Source organism: Microbacterium sp. Ru50, assembly GCF_002920555.1.
Taxonomy (GTDB): Bacteria; Actinomycetota; Actinomycetes; order Actinomycetales; family Microbacteriaceae; genus Microbacterium; species Microbacterium arborescens.
The window spans coordinates 1,330,263-1,346,737 of record NZ_PQSV01000001.1; the positions used below are offsets into that span (position 1 = coordinate 1,330,263).

A 16,475-nucleotide genomic window follows, 5' to 3' on the forward strand; every position below is an offset into this window, starting at 1 on the left:
CCGCCGAGAAGGGGCGACCCGAGTCGGACGCTAGCCGAGCGGACACGCCGGCGCCTCGCACTTGCGCGAACCACAGGCGACCGGTAACGATGACCGGATGCCCGCCGATCCCCCTCCCCTGTGCCTGGTCTGGGGACCCGCCGGACACGGCGTGACCGACTACGGTGCCGACATCGCCCGGGCCGCCCACCGGCTCGCCCCGGCCCTCCGCACCGTCGAGGTGACCGACCTCGGTGCCGCGCTGGCGGCGATCGCCCCCGGCGAGCGCGTGCACCTGCACGCGACGGACCGCCTGCTCGGAACGAGCCTCGAAGCCGCCGCAGACGCGGTCGAGACGCTCGCCGGCGCCTGCCGGCTGACGCTCACGCTGCATGACCTGCCGCAGCCTTCCGACGGCACGAAGTACGACCGCCGGGTCGCCGCGTACCGCCGCTTCTTCGCCGCGGCCGACGCCGTGGCCGTCAACAGCGATCACGAACGGCTGCTGGTGTCCGAGCACCTGGGCGACGACCTGCGCCCCCGGGTGATCCCGCTGGGAACCCGCGTCGCCGCCGCCCCCGAGACCGGCGAACCCACCACCTCGGCAGATCTCGTCGTGCTCATCGCCGGCTTCGTCTACCCCGGAAAGGGGCACGAGCCCGCCGTGCGCGCCGCGACCGCCGCCGTGGACGCCCTGCGGGCGTCGGGACGGCCGGTCGGCGAAGCGGTCGTCCGCGCGCTGGGCGCCGCGTCGCCGGGCCATGACGGCGATGTCGCCGCACTCGAACGCCTGGCGGCCGATCTCGGCGGTCGCTTCGAGATCACCGGGTTCCTCGGCGACGAGGAGTTCGCCCGGCGGCTGCGCGAACCCGGCATCCCGGTCGCCGCCCACGAGCACGTGTCGGCGTCGCGGTCGATGCTCGACTGGATCGAGGCGGGCCGCCGCCCGCTGGTCGTCCGCTCGCGCTACAGCGACGAGATGGACCGTCTGCGACCCGGCACCGCGACCCTGTTCGACCCGGCGGAGCTGACCGACATGCTCGCCGCCGCCTGGGAAGATCCGGCCTCGACGCGCCTCGTGCCGGGGCACCCGCTGCATCCGGATCTCGCCGACGCGGCCGGGTCGTACCTCGCGTGGTGGCGCGGGATGCCGCGATGACGGCAGACAGCCCCGCCGGCATGCCGCTCCCGGCGAACCGGTGGGATCTCCTCGACGGGCGGTGGCCCGAACAACCGCCGCTCGTGTCGGTCATCGTCGCCCACTACCGCCAGCCCGAACAGCTCGCGCGCACGCTCGCCGCGCTGCGGTCGCAGGATCACCCGGCCGAGCTGCTGCAGATCATCGTCGCCGACGACGGCTCGCCCGAGCCGCCCTCCGTTCCGGACGGGGTCGAGCTCGTCCGCCACGAGGACCGGGGCTTCCGGCTCGCGGCCGTCCGCAATCTCGGAGTGGCTGCGGCACGCGGCGACGTGCTCGTGTTCCTCGACGCCGATACGGCACCCGAACCCGCCTTCATCCGTGAGCTGACCCGGCTGCCCGCACTCGCGCCAGACTGCGTCACGGTCGGGCGCCGCCGGCACGCCGACCTGCGCGGCGTCGACGCCACCCGGCTCGCCGAGGAGGCGGCGCCCAGGGCTCTGCCCGAGCCGGACTGGCTCGCGGCGGAGTATCGCCGGACCGCGAACCTCCTCCACGCCGACGACCGCAGCTACCGGTACGTCATCGGGGCCGTCATCGCGTGCTCGCGGATGCTGTTCGATGCGACGGGCGGATTCGACGAGTCGTTCACGTCGTACGGCGGGGAGGACTGGGAGTGGACCTATCGCGCGTGGCTGCGCGGCGCGCTGCTCGCCCACGTGCCCGCGGCCGTCGCCTGGCACGACGGCCCGGATGCCGCCGGACGCGACGAAGGCGCTGTCGCACGCCGCAATGCCGAGGCCATCCGGCTGAGCGACCTCATCCCCGTCGCCGGATCCGCGGGCCGGGGCCTGCGGCCCACCCACCCCGATATCGCGATCATCGCGCCGCCGCACGCGAGCGCCGGGCAGCGGTTCCTCGCCCTCGACAGCACCCTCGCGGCGCTCGGCCCCGCCTCGAACCGCGCCGCAGTCCTCGCCGAGGACTCCGAGCCGGATGCCGCCTTCGACCGGGTCCGGGTCGTCGTCGAGCTGCTGCGCCCGGTTCGCGTCGACGCCGACGCCGACGTCCTCGCCGCGTCGCTGGCGCGGATGGGCGACGAGGCGCTCGGCGAGGTGACGCTGCGCTCCCCTGACGGCGAGCCACTGGTGCGGATGACGTCGACGCGCGCCCGCACCCGGAGCGAGCGCTGGCACCGCGACGATCTCTTCCCGACGGCGTCGGTGACGACAGCGGCGATCCGCGTCGTCACCGACGAGCCGGACCTCGCCGCCTACCTCGGCGGCTGGGGATGACCGGCGCTCACTCCGCTGGGTAGCGGGCCGCGCGCAGCACGCGGGCGAGGTGCGCCGCGTTGCGGGCGAGTGTCGCCGTCGTCGAGGCGACCGGGTCGGGGGTCTTCTCGAGATCCGTGAAATCGACCGTCTGCATCGCCTCGCCGTTCCAGTACGTACCGCCCTGGGCGGGAATCGTGAACCCGACATCGTTCAACCCCTGGAACAGGTCTGCGGTGGCCTTGTGCGCGCCGTCCTCGTTGCCGACCACGGCCACCACGGCGACGCGGTCGAAGAGGATCGGCCGACCGGCATCGTCCGTCTCGGAGAGTTCGGCGTCCAGGCGCTCGAGGACGCGCTGCGCGAGACTCGAGGCGTGCCCCATCCAGATGGGCGTCCCGACGACCAGGATGTCTGCGGCGAGGATCTGCTCACGAACGGAGGGCCACTCGTCGCCCTCCCCCATGTCGGTCTCGACGCCGGGCGCGATGTTCAGGTCGGCGATGCGCACCTGCGTACCCGCGGCGCCATGCTCGGCGAGGGCGTCGAGCACCTGCTGCAGCATGAGCTGCGTGCTCGACTCAGCGGGTGCGGGCTTCAGGGTGCAGTTGAGGGCGACGACGCGAAGCGGGGCGTCGGAAGCGGGCGAGTCTGTCGTCATGGCGAGTCCTTTCGTCTGCCGCCATCGTCGGCGACGATCCATGACGGACGACAGGCCGTTGACAGGACCGCGTCAGGCCGGAACGGCGGCATCCCACCACCGCAGCACGCGCAGGGCGATCATCGTCAGCCAGGGCGACGGCTCACCCCGGGCGACATCGATGTCGAACCAGACGCGTCCCGCCAGCGGCGTCCCCTGATGCCATGTGCCGTCGGCGGAGCGAGCATTCCGAACCATGTCGACGGCCTGCGCCAGCCGCGGGTCGGGCGCGACGCCCTCGAGGAGCGCGGCGGCGCGGAAGTGGTCGAGGGCTGCGAGGACGCTGTAGCGGTGGCGGTTGGGATAGACGAACTCCGTCACGAAGTCACCCACGGGCTCGCCGGTCGAGGCGCGGAAGGCCAGCCGCCGCGACAGCAGGTACTCCTCACCGCGGTGGCGGCTCTCACGGAGGGCCGTGTCGCCGGTGATCTGCTCCCACGCGAGCATGCCGCGCAGGGCGTTGAGCGTCGAGTGGAACGACCCGCGGGTCGACCGCCCCTCCTCCGCCTCGCAGTTCCACCCGCCGTCGGCCAGCTGATGCTCGCGGAACCACCGCGCCAGGCCGCTCACGTCGACGCCGAGCCAGGCGCCCGTCGCGAGCGTGTACGAGTTGATGCACACGTCGATCTCGCCGTCCCAGTACGGCAGGTCGTCGTACTCCCACCGGCTGTTGCGCCGGAGCCGTTCCGCGGTGTCGCCGAGGACGGCGGCATCCAGACCCCACTCGCGCAGATCCTTCAGGGTCCAGGTGGTCGCCGTCCAGGGCTGACCCGGCGCGCGGGCCTCCGGGCTGTCGAAGAACCCCGCGGGGAAGTAGGCTCCGCCCTCCCACTGGCCGTCGTCGCCCTGCTCCCGCAGGAGGCGCGCCCCGTTGCCCTCGGTCGCGACGCGGGCGCGCGTGGCCTGCCACACCGACGGCGGAGCGCCGGCGAGGTCGCGCTCCACCTGCCAGCGCAGCGACGGGTCGGTGTCCAGAAGCCACGCCAGCGTGCCGTCCGTGTCGGTCATGCGGTCATTGTCGCGCGGGTCAGCCCTCCTGCGCGAGCACGGCGACCCCGCGGGGAGCGATCGTCACGGCATCCGCGGAACCGCGCTCGGCGGCGCCCGCGAGCAGGTCACCCGCTGCGGCCACGACCACCTCGTCGTCGGTGCGGTTCGCGAGGAACACGTAACGTCCGCCCTCGTGGCGACGGACGATCACGTCGACGTCGCCGTCGGCCGCGAGGGCGTCTGCCGCGAGCGCCGGGATGTCGCCGGCCAGGCGCCGCATGACGTCCGCCGCACCGGGCCGACCGATCGCAGCCGACACGTACGTCGCGCTGCCGCCGCTGTCGTGGGCGCTGCGGCGCCGAGTGATGGCCGGGGCGCCGTCGAGATCGCCGCCCGCGTAAAAGTCGAGCACCTCGACATCCGGTTCGACGCGAGCGATGCGCTCGCTCCAGTCGCGGACGACCGTGCCGGATGCGAGGGATGCCGTCTCCCCCGGCAGCATCGGCACGAACTCCTCGATCGTGATGCCGAGCAGGTCGCGCAGCGCGCCCGGGTAACCGCCGAGCCACACCCGGTCGTTCTCGTCGACCACGCCCGAGAAGTAGGTCGTCACGAGGTGACCACCGCCGCCGACGAAGGCGGTCAGGCGCTCGCGCAGCGCCGCCGGGACGACGTGGAGCATCGGCGCGACGACGACCTCGTAGTCGGCGAGGTCGGCGGCGACGGGCACGACGTCGACGCGGACGCCGAGGTCGAGGAGCGCCCGGTACCACAGCAGTGTCTCGTCGTCGTAGGCGGGCGACTCGGCGGGGTGCGAGTCGCGGCCGCTGACCCACCACGACTCGTAATCGAACACCAGCGCCACACGAGCCCGCTCGCGCCGACTGCCGGTGACGGGTGCGAGGTCGCGCAGCTGCGAACCGAGGTCGACGACATCACGGAACACCCGACTGTCGGCGCCGGCGTGCGGAACCATGCCGGAGTGGTAGCGCTCGCCCCCGGCACGGGACTGCCGCCACTGGAAGTAGCAGACCGCGTCGGCCCCGTGCCCGACATGGGTGAGGGCGTCGCGGACGAGCTCGCCGGGGCGCTTGGGCGGATTCACGGCGCGCCAGTTCACCGCGCTCGGCGCGTGCTCCATGAGGAACCACGGCCGGCCGCCGGCGATGTTGCCGGTGAGGTTCGACCAGAACGACAGGTCGTCGCGCCCGAGCTCGCCCGGGCGCAGGTAGTGGTCGTTCGAGACGAAGTCGACGTCGCCGACCCACGAGGGGTAGTCGATGTCGCGGACGTTCTGGGCGACCATGAAGTTCGTCGTGCGCGGGACGCCGGGGGTCACTTCGGCCAGCACCGCGTTCTCGGCACGCAGGTGGTCGCGAACGGCATCCGACGAGAAGCGCTCGAAGTCGAGCTGCTGCCCGGGGTTGCGCTGCGTCGGCGCGGCGCGCGGCGGCAGGATCTCGTCCCATTCCTCGTAGTGCTGCGACCAGAACGCCGTGCCCCAGGCCTCGTTGAGCGCGTCGAGGGTCGTGTAGCGCTCCTGCAGCCACACCCGGAAGGCCCGGGCGGCGTCATCCGAGAAGTCGTACAGGTTGTGGCAGCCGAGCTCGTTCGAGATGTGCCAGGCGACGAGGGCGGGGTGGTCGGCGTAGCGCTCGGCCAGGGCGCGGGTCAGCCGCAGCGCGTACTCGCGGAAGACCGGCGACGTCGGCCGCCAGTGCTGGCGCGACCCCGGCCAGAGGGTCGTTCCGTCGATCGTCTGCGGCAGGATCTCGGGATGCCGCTTCGCGAGCCACGGCGGCGGCGACGCGGTCGCCGTGGCGAGGTCGACGTCGATGCCGTTGGCGTGGAGCAGATCGATGACCTCGTCGAGCCATCCGAAGTCCCATTCGCCGGGACGCGGCTCGAGCAGCGCCCACGAGAAGATCCCGAGCGAGACGATGTTGACCCCGGCCTCGCGCATGAGCCGGACGTCCTCGTCCCACACCTCGCGCGGCCACTGCTCCGGGTTGTAGTCGGCGCCGTAGCGCATCCGTCCCGGGCCGAGCGCCCCGTCCTTCACCCAGCGGTAGGTCGTGTCATCCGTTGCCATGCGATCAGCCTAGACCGAAACACGTGCAGATGCACGGGATTGAGGTGTTCTACGCTCGGGTCATGCCCTCCGATGCCGCTCACCCCCGCGGGCCGTACGCGAAGAGCGCGGCCCGGCGTGCGGAGATCGTGGCGTCGGCGACCGTCGTGTTCGGCACCCACGGCTACCGCGGCGGGTCGCTCCGCCAGATCGCCAAGCAGCTCGATCTGAGTCTCACCACCGTGATGCACCACTTCCCCACGAAGGTCTCGCTGCTGGCGGCCGTCCTCGAGCAGGAGGATGCCGCCGACACCGACTTCCCCGCGCGCGCGGCCCGCGACGGGTTCATCCCGAGCGTGCTCGCCATCGTCGAGCGCAACCTCGCGCGGCGCGAGCTCGTCCGCATGTTCTCGATCGTGTCGGCCGAGGCGACGCACCCCGAGCACGAGGCGCACGCCTGGCTGCTCGAGCGCTACCGAGCGGTCACCGAGACCTACGCCGCGGCCATCGCCGACGACCGCGCCCGCGGCCGACTCGAGGCCGACGACGACCCGCGAGCCCTCGCCGACCTCGTGATCAGCGGCTGGGAGGGCATCCAGATCCGCTGGCTGACCGACGACACCGATCCCGTCGCCGCGATGCGCCTGCTGCTCACCGGCCTGCTGCGCCCTCGCCGCTGAGCACGCCGCGCCTGAGCGCGCCGCGCTCGAGCCGATACATTCGTCGGACTGCCGGGGCCGGTGTGGTCTCGGACCCCGCTACTGGCGACACCAGCACCACCGGTCCGACGGCTGTATCGGCTCCGACGGCAGAATCGCCCCCGCTGGACTCGGCGATCAGCCTCGATCGGCGATCATGCGCCCGTAGCCCTCGACGAATGTCGGGAACGTGAAGTCGATCATCGCGGCGAGGCGCGAGCCGTCGAGCACCTTGCCGCGGTCGGCGTCGGGCATGACCTCCGCGCGCGGCGGTGCGGCGACCCCGAGGCGATCCGCGATGAACTCGACCACCTCGCCGAGGGCGGCGGGTCGCCGGTCGACGCCGTGCAGGAGCGCGGGCGGCGCGTCCGCGTCGAGCAGCTGCGCGATCGCGCGGACGAGGTCGACCTCGTGGATGCGGTTGGTGCGGCGGTCGTAGTCGACCGGCTCGCCCGCGAGAACCTGCCGGATCAGCCGCTCGCGCCCGGGCCCGTAGATCCCCGCCGGCCGCACGATGATCGCGTCGAACAGTTCGCGCGCCGCACGCTCGCCGTCGACGAGCTGTTCGCCCCGCATACTCGTGGGCCGGGGCTCGTCATCCTCGTCGAGAGCGCGTTCCGGGCCCCACCCCTCGAAGACCCGCGTCGACGACACGAAGACGGTGCGCTCGGGCTGCTTCGGGAGGGCCTGCGCGATCCTCTGAAGCGCGGCGCGGTAGAAGCCGGGGTCATCCCCCGGCGGAAGCGTGACGACCATCGCGTCGACCGCGGGCAGCGTCGTGTCGAGGGGCGCTGCCAGATCGGCGACGATCGGCGTGAACGCAGGCCGGATGCCGCCGGCGCTCCGCCGGATCGCGACGACCTCCTGTCCGGCCTCGACCAGGCTCTCGCCGAGGCGAGTGGCGACCTTGCCGGATCCGACCAGGAGCGTACGTCGAGCAGTCATGCCCCTATCCTCCCAGGGCGCGCCGGCGCCGGGGCCAAACTTCAATGGCCCGCCGTCCACCGGCAGTACCCCGCGCCGCCACTCCTCCGGGACTGACAACCGTCGGACTCTCAGATGCGCCGGCCCGCGGCGCTCACCTCCAGCACGATCGCATCGCCGCGAGCGGCGTCGCGGGCCGTGCCCGGGTGGCTCGCGCGCGGAACGACGAACGAGCGTGTCGCGTAACCGACCTTCCGCGCCGCACCGCTGACACCACGGGTCCGGCTCAGCAACCGTCGCCCGGTGAGCCCGCGGCCCGCAGCGGGGTGCTGTCCGACAGCGGAGAGATCGAGCATGTCGTTACGAGCGAACGTGGTCAGATCAGCGGGCGCGGAAGAAGGCGAGGCAATGTCGAGCTCATCCGGCATGGAGCAGCATGAGATATTCCACCTGAGAGGGCCCGACCCCACACGGCGCCCGCCCCGCGCCCCAGAGCTAGCGCGTCGATCGCGGAGAGTCTACAAAGCGACCGGACGTAGGACGAGCGGGCTTATCCCGCAATGTGCGTTCGGCGCGACCAAGCCATTGAAGCATCACTCTGGCGCAGGTCACGAGAAATAAGGGCAATCGAGGTTCACTTGAGTTGACCAGAGCCTATGAATTGCGTCAGAGTGACAAAATCAGCGCTCCGAAGGTGGGGCTGCCGTCTGGAAAGGAATCGAAACATGCGACGATACTCGAAAGTTGTTAAGGGCCTAGTTGCTGCAGGGCTCGCGATCGGCCTCGTCGGGGGAACCTCCGCCGCCGCCAATGCCCGCGTAACCTATACGGAGGCGAACGGGGTAAACATCCGCAGCGCGGCGACTACCGCATCTTCGATCAATGGAGTTGGGTACAGTGGGCAGCAGGTCACGGATCACTGGGTGGTCACGGGCCAGAACCTTACGGCGTACAGTAGCGTCTACGGAACGCGGACGTCGAACAAGTGGATTTACCAGACCAACCAAGCAACCGGCGTCACTGGATATGTTTGGATCTACCTACTGACGAGCTGACGGACGCGGAGTGCAACTTGTCTCGGAATTTCTGCACCGGCAGCTTACGGTTGCTTGCGGCACTGACGCTCGTTGGGCTGGCGGGGACAACGGCAAGTTGCTCGACCACTCCGTCGCCATTACCGATACCGACCGCGACGGAGTGGTCACCGGATCGTGTCCCTGACTCTCCGCTATCACCTTATGAGCTCTCCGCAGATGAGCTTGCGGTCCTCGATGAGGGGACCTCTGTCCTCGCCAAGGCGTGCATGATCGATCGAGGCTTTCTTCAGGATTACAACTGGCCGACGAGTGAGTACCGGCCAAGCGGCGCCCTCTGGGAGTCTTTCATCGGTCTCTACGACAGGGAAGTAGCCGAGGAGTATGCCTACCGCCTACCGGCCCTCGCTCCTGGTGCGGCTGTATCGGTTGAGGATGCGGCTCGGAAGCGTGGCCCGTCAGCGGTCTTGGGGGTAGATGATCCAGGATTTCTGGAAGCTTTTCTCGGTCCTTCACCTGATCGTGGCGCCGATGTCAGTGATCCAGCGAACTGGGGTTGCATGCAATCCGCGACCGCTGCCCTCTCTCCGGAGGGCGAGGCGCCCACACTCGATATCCTGGGCGAAATCGCCACCGAGGCCCAAAGGGCTACTTTGGAATCCGGTGCAGTTCAGCGCTCGTTGTCCGCATGGCGTGAGTGTATGGCTGCGGACGGATTCGAGGTCGAGATGCCCGAGAGTCAGAACGAAACGAGCCGCATTGATGGCCCGAGCGTATCACGCGCCCTGCGTGACGTCGACTGCAAAGAGGCGTCGGGGCTCATCGATGAGTACGTCACCGCCTTGTATTCGGAGGAATCTCGCCTGATCAGGCAGCGAGCGGATGAACTCGCGGCGTACCGCAGTTTCGTCGACGCGCGAATCGCGCGCGCGAGAGAGATCGTGGCTGGGATCCCGAGGGGCGAGGAGTAAGGCGGACGGTGATTGCGGGCGCTCGGAAACGGTTTATGTCGGCGGCGTCGGGTGCTCGAGGCCGCCGACATGAACATCGAGACCGGACATGGCCGACGTTCTGAGTGGCATGTACGTCACTCAGAACGTCGGCCCCCTCTCGGCTCACGGTAACGCTTGATTGGCGTGAGCCTCAATTCACGGCGTCGGAGTCACGTGGCCCGTAGTACCGCCCGCGGTCCGTCGACCACACGTATCCGCACGCCTCCATGAGTTGGCGGCCTTCTGCGCGGTCAAGCTCGAGAAAGGTGGCGAGCGCGTCGTCGCTCCATGCGTCCCGCTGCTCCACGGCATCCCTCAAGGTCGAAGGCACTGGCCCCCCGTCGTGAAACCATGCGTTCGCTAGCCGTCGCATGTTGCGGCGAGTGCGTCGCCGCAACATCCTCCCCGCTCGATGGGCCAGTTCCATCGCCCCATAGACCTCGAGGGCATCCCTGCCGAAGTCCAACAGATCCGCGAGCTCCCACAGCGTGAGGCCGAACATCCCATCACCACCGGAGCCCCGAAGCCGTACTCGGGTGGTGCTGTCATGGGGGCCGGCGAGCAATCGCAGGTCGGCGAAGGTGAGCACTGCAGGTATGGGAAAAATGTCCCACCCGAGCGGCACGGCATCGTCGTGGTCGATCTCCTCGAAGAGGAACATGGACTTGTCGGGCTCGCTCGAGTCTCGGTGTAGACGATGGCCGAGAGCTTCAGAAACCGCGTCTTCGAGCGCCGCGATCGCGTCGGCGTCCGGCGCTCCCTTGATAGCGACTTTCCGGTCGCCGCCTGCATAGCCTGACAGGATCAGGCCGATCGAGATATCGCGGGTCATGCGCCGACGGTAGCAGCCTGGGTCAGGCAGCCACTGGACTCCCGAGGTCACGAAGGCGACCCCCGAAACTGCTCGAAGTTTGCTCAGGCGATGAGCTGCCCGTCCGGCAAGGTCGGGTCGGTGGGGATCTCTCCCCGTTCCGTGGCTTGCAGCCACAGGTGCGCGCGCAGAGCCTTTCGCGCGGGCCTCGTGAGTCCGCGGTAGTCGACGAAGCAGTGAGCGGGAGCACGGAGTTCACCGTCTTCGAGGGGTGCGGCGGAATCGTCGATCACGTGGCGCCCCCCCTCGATGACTTCACCGACCGTGACGGCGTAGACCGCTAGAGATGGGCGGCTGGCGTTGTTCGTGTGCCAGTCTCGAGCTTGCTGCGCTGAGGTCAGCGAGGCCCTCGCGAAGGATGGCATGTCGCGGTCAATGGTTGCCGGGCCGAAGGCGGTGGTCGCGATCTTGTCCCCGTCCATCATGAGATCCGTGATCTGACGGTAGATCCGTTCCTCCACCGCGCTCATGATGCTCTCGCCTTGCAGGAGCTCGAGGTCTACGTCGGTCATGCCACCCCCCGGCGGGCAAAGTCGATCGCTTCGGATAGATTCTTCGTCTCTGAGTGTTCCCCGACGCGATTCGCGGGCGTCATCGTAAACAGCTCGAACGTACCGTCCGCGAGTACCTCGATGCTCCGAACGCCGGCCGCACTCGCCCACTCGACGAGCACGCCGCCCTCTGGAGTCGGGAACAGACCGGGCACGTCGGCCCTCGCGTCGAGGCCACGGATGATCTCTTGCGCGGCTTCCAGCGCCGAGAACGAGATCTGCAGGCCTTCGCCGTCCTCCCACCCGCTCGGCAGGGCCGCGAATTCCGTTAGGCGCCGGCCTGATACGGAGTCATCGAAGGCGACTAGCTCAACAGTGTGGGTAGTCCAGAATCTGTTCGGTACCCCGTTCTTGGTCCGTAGCTCCCCGGTGATCCGAGTAAGCGGACCTTCTTCGGCGGTGTTGAGAACGGCTTTGAGATCCGCGAGTAGCTCGGTGTTTTCCCGGTACCAACCATGAACGCGTCCTTGTGATGTGACGAGCTCGAACTTGGTGGAGTCGGCGTCTACGGCAGTCACGCGCCCGACGAGGCTCTCGTCCTTCTTCTGGACCAGCGGTGCTATTGATGGCGCCTCAGGCTCCGTGAAGAAGTCGGTCAGGATGAGGTCCGCTCGCGCCTCGCGACGCCCCTCGACGGTGATGATCGTGGGCGTCGTGTCACTCGGGTCGGCGTAGAACTCGATCGACTGGCCGTCAAGCAGGGAGCCCCCGATATCCGCCAGTTCCTCGCGAACCTCCGCAACCAGCGCGGGCGGAACGTGCGGGAGCTCCGGGAGTGGCAAATGCGCGTACGCAGCGGCAATCGTGGCATCCGCTGCATCCCGCGCTTCCGCCTGGTAGTGGACGTAGGTCTCGTGTTGCTCGAACGCGAGAAGCACGTCTGCGCTTCCATCGTTGATTTTCTCGATCGTCAGACCCACGCCATCGGCGAAGTCGGAGGGCAACTCGTCCTCGGGGTGTTCGCGGCGCCACTCAAACTCGGCCAGCTTGCGCACGACTTCTTGGTACCGCTGCAGCTCAACGAGCGAGTCGATGGGGAGTCGGCCGCCCTCGAACCGTTCGCCGGTGAGTCGGATGCGCTTGTAGCGCGGGCCCCCCAGCTCGTCCATGAATCCTGATCGTAGGGGCAAAGTCCGACACGGCCCAACTCCCGAGCGCGATGTGGCCCTGACTAGTGCTGTGCGCCTCGCTGATAGCCGAACGTCCCCACCGGTAGGTGAGGGCGGCGTTCGAGCGTCGTTACGGGGCCTTTGTCAGGCATCACCGACATTCCCGGCGACCGGGTGGCCGTCGCGCGCGGGCTCATGGACCAGGGCGAACTCGCGTCCGTCGTACTCGACCACCTCATCGTCTGAGTCGGGGAAGTCGGGCGGGGGGGGGGGGAGCACGCGGTAGTCGGCGCCGTACTGTTTGATCAGCGCGTCCCGCCCCGGCATGTCCCCGGGCATGTCGGCGACGCGGCGGCCTTCGGACTCCACCGCGACCCTCATCGCGCTGGCCTCTGAGAGTGCGTCGAGCTCGGCCCTAAGGTGCTCGAGCGTCGTGCGTTTGAGCTGATTCGTGGTCTTATCGATGACGATGATCTCGTAGTTGAACATGGTCTCTCGCGGTCTCGTCGGCCGCGAACGTGAAGGCGATTCAGCGGATGCTAGGCCACGCCGCCGTGGCGATGACACTCGACGTCTGCGCGGACCTCTTCGACGACGACCTCGAAGCCCTTGCAGATCGCCTCGATCAGGCGATCGGCACGCGAGATCTTGCCACCTCGTTGCCACGACGGGCCTGACGCCTACGACGAAGCCCCCACAAGCCGCACATCTCCGCGGTTCGGGGGGCTTTCGTCGTGGCGGAGACGGAGGGATTTGAACCCTCGGTCCCCTTACGGGGACTCCACCTTAGCAGGGTGGTGCACTAGGCCTGACTATGCGACGTCTCCACGGCATCCGACGCGAGACGGCGCGGATGCACCCGGCAATCATAGCCCGGACTTCCCCAGGCTCCGAATCGAGGGCCGCACGGAGCCATGTCAGCCCTTGCCCACGGTACAGGTCACCTGCGCCGCGGTTTGACCCGTGACCGACTCCGGCAGCACGACCGGTCCGCCGGCCTCGGGCGCGTCCGTCGCGGGCGCGTCCGGCGTCGCCGCCGGGTCGGCGGGAGCCGCGGAATCGGTCGGGGCGGGTGCGGGAGGCGCCGCCTCGCCGACGACCTCGGTGCTGTAGCCGTCGCTCGTCGATCCGCTCAGCTGGACGGGCTGGTTCGCGGCGAGCGCGTCGAAGAGCACCTTGGCGGCGCTCTCGACCGGTTGCACACGTGATCCGCCGTTGACGTAGGCCGTGGGGTACTGCACGAACACGATGTCCTCGTAGGGCACGCTGCGCATGGCGAGGGCGATCTGCACCATCCGCTGCGGGCTCGACAGCGACGAGCTCAGCTTGATCTGCCCGCTGGCGACCTGGTCGACGGCGGTGGTGGCGAGATTGAGCAGCGCCGCGGGGTTTCCGAGCACCCCGTCGGACTGCAGCTTGCGCACCATCGAGCTCATGAACTGCTGCTGGTTCGAGATCCGGCCGAGGTCGGATCCGTCGCCGATTCCGTACCGTGTGCGGAGGAACTGGAGCGCGTCGGTGCCCTGCAGCGTGTGGTTGCCCTGAGCGAGACTCAGCCCCGTGTAGCGGTCGTTGATGTCAGCCGACACGCAGACGTCCACGCCGCCGATCGCGTCGGACATGTTGATGACGCCGGTCCAGCGGGTCGCCGCGGCGAACTGGATGTCGATGCCCGTCAGCTCTTCGATCGTGCTGACGGTGCACGCGAGACCGCCGTACATGTACGAGACGTTGAGCATCTGCGCGCTCATCGCCGAGTACTGGGTGCCGTCCTCGCCGGTGCAGGCGGGGATGGGAACGATCATGTCGCGTGGGAACGAGATGACCGTCACGCGTCGCGGCTCGTCACTGATGTGGACGAGCATCGTCACATCGTTGCGCTCGCCCTCGGTGGTCTTCTCCTGGCAGGCGCCGGACAGTTCAGCGTTCGCGCCCTCGCACGAGTCGGTGCCGACGACGAGCATGTTCACGCCACCCTCGATCTCGCCGATCGTCGGGGGGAGCTGCGAGTCGTCGTCGCCGATCGAGACGCCGGCGTCGGCCACGACCTGCGTGGCGTTCCACACGTAGAAGCCGCCGATGGCGACACCGCTCACGACCACGACGGCGACCATGACGCCGAGCACCGCCAGGATCTGGGTCAGCGGGTTCGGCGACCGCAGCTGGCCGTGCCGGGCGACGGGACGACGACGGCGCCGCGACGCCTTCGCATCGGAACGTGCGCTCACGGGTGTCCTCTCGACGAGCCGGCGAGGAGTGCGTTCGGGTGCACGCTCTTCGCGTCGCGCAGGCACTCCCGGTGACCGACTCATCATAGGGACGGATGTCTGGAAAGTCCGTGAGCGCCCCGGACATGCGAGGCGGTGACGCCCCCCATTCAGCCGCCACCGCCTCACATGTCGCCGTGCTCACCTGAACGCTAACCAGCCGCGAGCGGGGAATCGGCCGGAACGGGACGAGACTGGTAGCCGCTCCCAGGGGCGACGTCGCGGCCCGGGATCAGGCGGGTTCGAGCAGACCGCGCTCGGCGACTAATTCCGTGGCGAGCACCTTGTACCCCTGCGATTCGAAGAACACGGTGACACGGTCGTCCTCGACGGCCATCACGGTTCCCTCCCCCCACTCGTGGTGACGGACGACGTCGTCGACGCGGAAGGGACCGTCGGCGTGATCACCCCGTTCCTCCGAGGTGTCCTCGCGCGCCGCACGGTCGTTCGCGGATGCCGCGCACGTGTCGCAGTTCTCGCACGGCTCGACGTAGTCCTGCCCGAAGTACCCGAGCAGCGTCGCCCGTCGGCACCGACGGGTCTCGGCATAGCTGCGGAGCATCTCGATGCGGGAGGCATCGATGCGTTCCCGCTCGGCCGACCTCTCCAACGCAGCGTCGACGGCGCGCTCCACGGTCATCCCCCGCCGCAGCGCGACCCCGGCGCGACTCGTCCGCACCGCGCCCGCATCGACGAGAACCGTCAGCAGCGCGGTCACGCGACGGGCCGACAGTCCGCCGGCCGCGGCGATCTCGGCGCGCGACCGCGTCGCGCCGGAGATGGCGTCGACGAGGCGCTTGAGCTCGCCGCGCTTCGGCGCCGACGCCGCGAAGAAACGTCGCAGCGACAGGTCTTCGGGCCGATAGTGGAGCGTCGCCGTCGCGGGCTCGCCGTCGCGGCCGGCGCGACCGAGCTCCTGGTAGTAGGCGTCGATGGAGTCGGGGATGTCGGCGTGGACGACGAAGCGCACGTCGGCCTTGTCGATCCCCATCCCGAACGCGGAGGTGGCGACCACGACCTCGACCTCGCCGTCGTGGAACGCCTCGTGCACCCCGTGCCGCTCCTTCGCTGACAGGCCGGCGTGGTACGCGACGGCGTTGATCCCTCGTTCCTGCAGCGCCTCGGCGTACTCCTCGGTGCCGCGCCGGGTGGCGGTGTACAGCAGCCCCGGCTTGGGCAGCTCCACTACCTCGTCGATCACGGCGTCGCGCTTGCCCGACTTCTCGGAGTGACGGCGGACGTTCAGCTCGATGTTCGGCCGGTCGACGTCGCCCACGAGGATGGCCGGGTCGTCCATGCCGAGCCGCTCGATGATCTCGGTGCGGACGGGGCTGGTGGCCGTCGCCGTCATCGCAAGGATCGGCGGTCGCCCCAGACGCTCGGAGACCTCGCCGAGCATCAGGTAGTCCGGGCGGAAGTCGTGCCCCCAGGCTGCGATGCAGTGCGCCTCGTCCACGACCAGCAGCGACACCCCCGCCTCGGCGAGCTCGGCGACGACGTCGTCCTTCGCGAGCTGTTCGGGCGCGAGCAGGACGTACGAGGCCTCTCCCGAACGGATCGCGTCCCAGGCCTCGCGCTGAGCGCGCACGCCCCGGCTCGAGTTCAGGGCGACGCCGTCGGGCGCATCGGGCGCCTCCTCGATGCGCGCGAGCTGATCCTCCTGCAGCGCGATGAGGGGCGAGACGATCGCGGTCAGTCCGGGCCGGAGGGCCGCGGCGACCTGGTAGACGGCCGACTTCCCGGCCCCCGTCGCCCAGACGACCAGCACGTCTCGCCCGGCGACGGCCGCCTCGATGGCGTCGAGCTGCTGCGGGCGCAGCTCCTCGATGCCGAAGGACTCTCGGGCGACACGGGCGATCTCGTCGGGCTGCACCGGC

The 16,475-nt window shown here is 69.5% G+C and carries 16 protein-coding genes and 1 tRNA gene; 5 read left to right on the forward strand and 12 right to left on the reverse strand.

Annotated features, from left to right (window positions below):
• The first annotated feature begins 97 nt into the window (after nucleotides 1-97).
• Together C3481_RS06400 and C3481_RS06405 are read left to right on the forward strand one after the other, a co-directional pair.
• The gene (locus tag C3481_RS06400; protein WP_103841243.1) at nucleotides 98-1,138 is read left to right on the forward strand and encodes a hypothetical protein; all 1,041 of its coding nucleotides are present in this window, start codon (nucleotides 98-100) and stop codon (nucleotides 1,136-1,138) included.
• A complete protein-coding gene (locus C3481_RS06405; RefSeq protein WP_103842052.1) occupies nucleotides 1,135-2,412 on the forward strand; it encodes a glycosyltransferase in 1,278 nt (425 codons plus the stop codon). The genes C3481_RS06400 and C3481_RS06405 overlap by 4 nt, the downstream gene beginning before the upstream one ends.
• Before the next feature lie 7 nt (nucleotides 2,413-2,419).
• Here the strand turns inward: C3481_RS06405 and C3481_RS06410 are convergent, their stop codons facing one another.
• The 3 genes from C3481_RS06410 to C3481_RS06420 all read right to left on the reverse strand — a co-directional run bounded on the left by C3481_RS06410 (nucleotide 2,420) and on the right by C3481_RS06420 (nucleotide 6,173).
• Complete coding sequence (locus tag C3481_RS06410; protein ID WP_103841245.1) at nucleotides 2,420-3,052, reverse strand: flavodoxin family protein; 633 nt, start codon at nucleotides 3,050-3,052, stop codon at nucleotides 2,420-2,422.
• A gap of 72 nt (nucleotides 3,053-3,124) precedes the next feature.
• Nucleotides 3,125-4,099, reverse strand: a complete 975-nt coding sequence (locus C3481_RS06415; protein WP_103841247.1) for a squalene cyclase — start codon at nucleotides 4,097-4,099, stop codon at nucleotides 3,125-3,127.
• Between the two features lie 19 nt (nucleotides 4,100-4,118).
• Nucleotides 4,119-6,173 carry a beta-galactosidase gene (locus C3481_RS06420; protein WP_103841249.1) on the reverse strand — a complete coding sequence of 685 codons (2,055 nt, stop codon included), beginning with the start codon at nucleotides 6,171-6,173 and terminating at the stop codon, nucleotides 4,119-4,121.
• Nucleotides 6,174-6,235: 62 nt separating this feature from the next.
• Here C3481_RS06420 and C3481_RS06425 point away from each other — a divergent pair, with 62 nt between their 5' ends.
• A complete protein-coding gene (locus C3481_RS06425) occupies nucleotides 6,236-6,832 on the forward strand; it encodes a TetR/AcrR family transcriptional regulator (protein WP_064956233.1) in 597 nt (198 codons plus the stop codon).
• A gap of 156 nt (nucleotides 6,833-6,988) precedes the next feature.
• Here C3481_RS06425 and C3481_RS06430 read toward each other — a convergent pair whose 3' ends face one another.
• Both C3481_RS06430 and C3481_RS06435 read right to left on the reverse strand, forming a co-directional pair.
• Nucleotides 6,989-7,795, reverse strand: a complete 807-nt coding sequence (locus tag C3481_RS06430) for a sugar nucleotide-binding protein (protein ID WP_103841251.1) — start codon at nucleotides 7,793-7,795, stop codon at nucleotides 6,989-6,991.
• Nucleotides 7,796-7,905: 110 nt separating this feature from the next.
• On the reverse strand, nucleotides 7,906-8,130 hold the full coding sequence (locus C3481_RS06435) for a hypothetical protein (protein WP_146053628.1): 225 nt from the start codon (nucleotides 8,128-8,130) through the stop codon (nucleotides 7,906-7,908).
• A gap of 947 nt (nucleotides 8,131-9,077) precedes the next feature.
• On the opposite strand from C3481_RS06435, the gene C3481_RS16415 reads away from it, so the two are divergent.
• A complete protein-coding gene (locus C3481_RS16415; protein ID WP_146053629.1) occupies nucleotides 9,078-9,779 on the forward strand; it encodes a hypothetical protein in 702 nt (233 codons plus the stop codon).
• Nucleotides 9,780-9,951: 172 nt separating this feature from the next.
• Here the strand turns inward: C3481_RS16415 and C3481_RS06445 are convergent, their stop codons facing one another.
• From C3481_RS06445 to C3481_RS06460, 4 genes are all read right to left on the reverse strand, one after another.
• Nucleotides 9,952-10,632: a hypothetical protein gene (locus tag C3481_RS06445; RefSeq protein WP_103841257.1), complete on the reverse strand. Its 681-nt coding sequence runs from the start codon at nucleotides 10,630-10,632 to the stop codon at nucleotides 9,952-9,954.
• An 83-nt stretch (nucleotides 10,633-10,715) separates the two neighbouring features.
• The gene (locus C3481_RS06450; RefSeq protein WP_103841259.1) at nucleotides 10,716-11,183 is read right to left on the reverse strand and encodes a hypothetical protein; all 468 of its coding nucleotides are present in this window, start codon (nucleotides 11,181-11,183) and stop codon (nucleotides 10,716-10,718) included.
• Nucleotides 11,180-12,331, reverse strand: coding sequence for a hypothetical protein (locus tag C3481_RS06455; RefSeq protein WP_103841261.1), 1,152 nt, complete (start codon nucleotides 12,329-12,331; stop codon nucleotides 11,180-11,182). Before C3481_RS06455 ends, C3481_RS06450 begins: the two co-directional genes overlap by 4 nt.
• Before the next feature lie 144 nt (nucleotides 12,332-12,475).
• Nucleotides 12,476-12,820, reverse strand: coding sequence for a hypothetical protein (locus C3481_RS06460; protein ID WP_103841263.1), 345 nt, complete (start codon nucleotides 12,818-12,820; stop codon nucleotides 12,476-12,478).
• A gap of 29 nt (nucleotides 12,821-12,849) precedes the next feature.
• Between C3481_RS06460 and C3481_RS16505 the strand changes: the two genes are divergently transcribed.
• Entirely contained in the window at nucleotides 12,850-13,008 is a 159-nt protein-coding gene (locus tag C3481_RS16505) for a hypothetical protein (RefSeq protein WP_181021887.1), read from the forward strand.
• Between the two features lie 58 nt (nucleotides 13,009-13,066).
• Here C3481_RS16505 and C3481_RS06465 read toward each other — a convergent pair.
• From C3481_RS06465 to C3481_RS06475, 3 genes are all read right to left on the reverse strand, one after another.
• A tRNA-Ser gene (locus C3481_RS06465) sits at nucleotides 13,067-13,158 on the reverse strand.
• A gap of 90 nt (nucleotides 13,159-13,248) precedes the next feature.
• A complete protein-coding gene (locus C3481_RS06470; RefSeq protein ID WP_258039032.1) occupies nucleotides 13,249-14,559 on the reverse strand; it encodes an LCP family protein in 1,311 nt (436 codons plus the stop codon).
• Nucleotides 14,560-14,830: 271 nt separating this feature from the next.
• A complete protein-coding gene (locus tag C3481_RS06475; RefSeq protein WP_258039033.1) occupies nucleotides 14,831-16,471 on the reverse strand; it encodes a RecQ family ATP-dependent DNA helicase in 1,641 nt (546 codons plus the stop codon).
• Nucleotides 16,472-16,475 lie beyond the last annotated feature (4 nt).

Bases quoted from the DNA above. Each gene is read 5' to 3' on its own strand.
- C3481_RS06400 (WP_103841243.1), top strand. From the start codon at position 98: ATGCCCGCCGATCCCCCTCCCCTGTGCCTGGTCTGGGGACCCGCCGGA.
- C3481_RS06405 (WP_103842052.1), top strand. From the start codon at position 1,135: ATGACGGCAGACAGCCCCGCCGGCATGCCGCTCCCGGCGAACCGGTGG.
- C3481_RS06410 (WP_103841245.1), bottom strand. From the start codon at position 3,052: ATGACGACAGACTCGCCCGCTTCCGACGCCCCGCTTCGCGTCGTCGCC.
- C3481_RS06415 (WP_103841247.1), bottom strand. From the start codon at position 4,099: ATGACCGACACGGACGGCACGCTGGCGTGGCTTCTGGACACCGACCCG.
- C3481_RS06420 (WP_103841249.1), bottom strand. From the start codon at position 6,173: ATGGCAACGGATGACACGACCTACCGCTGGGTGAAGGACGGGGCGCTC.
- C3481_RS06425 (WP_064956233.1), top strand. From the start codon at position 6,236: ATGCCCTCCGATGCCGCTCACCCCCGCGGGCCGTACGCGAAGAGCGCG.
- C3481_RS06430 (WP_103841251.1), bottom strand. From the start codon at position 7,795: ATGACTGCTCGACGTACGCTCCTGGTCGGATCCGGCAAGGTCGCCACT.
- C3481_RS06435 (WP_146053628.1), bottom strand. From the start codon at position 8,130: ATGCTCGATCTCTCCGCTGTCGGACAGCACCCCGCTGCGGGCCGCGGG.
- C3481_RS16415 (WP_146053629.1), top strand. From the start codon at position 9,078: ATGATCGATCGAGGCTTTCTTCAGGATTACAACTGGCCGACGAGTGAG.
- C3481_RS06445 (WP_103841257.1), bottom strand. From the start codon at position 10,632: ATGACCCGCGATATCTCGATCGGCCTGATCCTGTCAGGCTATGCAGGC.
- C3481_RS06450 (WP_103841259.1), bottom strand. From the start codon at position 11,183: ATGACCGACGTAGACCTCGAGCTCCTGCAAGGCGAGAGCATCATGAGC.
- C3481_RS06455 (WP_103841261.1), bottom strand. From the start codon at position 12,331: ATGGACGAGCTGGGGGGCCCGCGCTACAAGCGCATCCGACTCACCGGC.
- C3481_RS06460 (WP_103841263.1), bottom strand. From the start codon at position 12,820: ATGTTCAACTACGAGATCATCGTCATCGATAAGACCACGAATCAGCTC.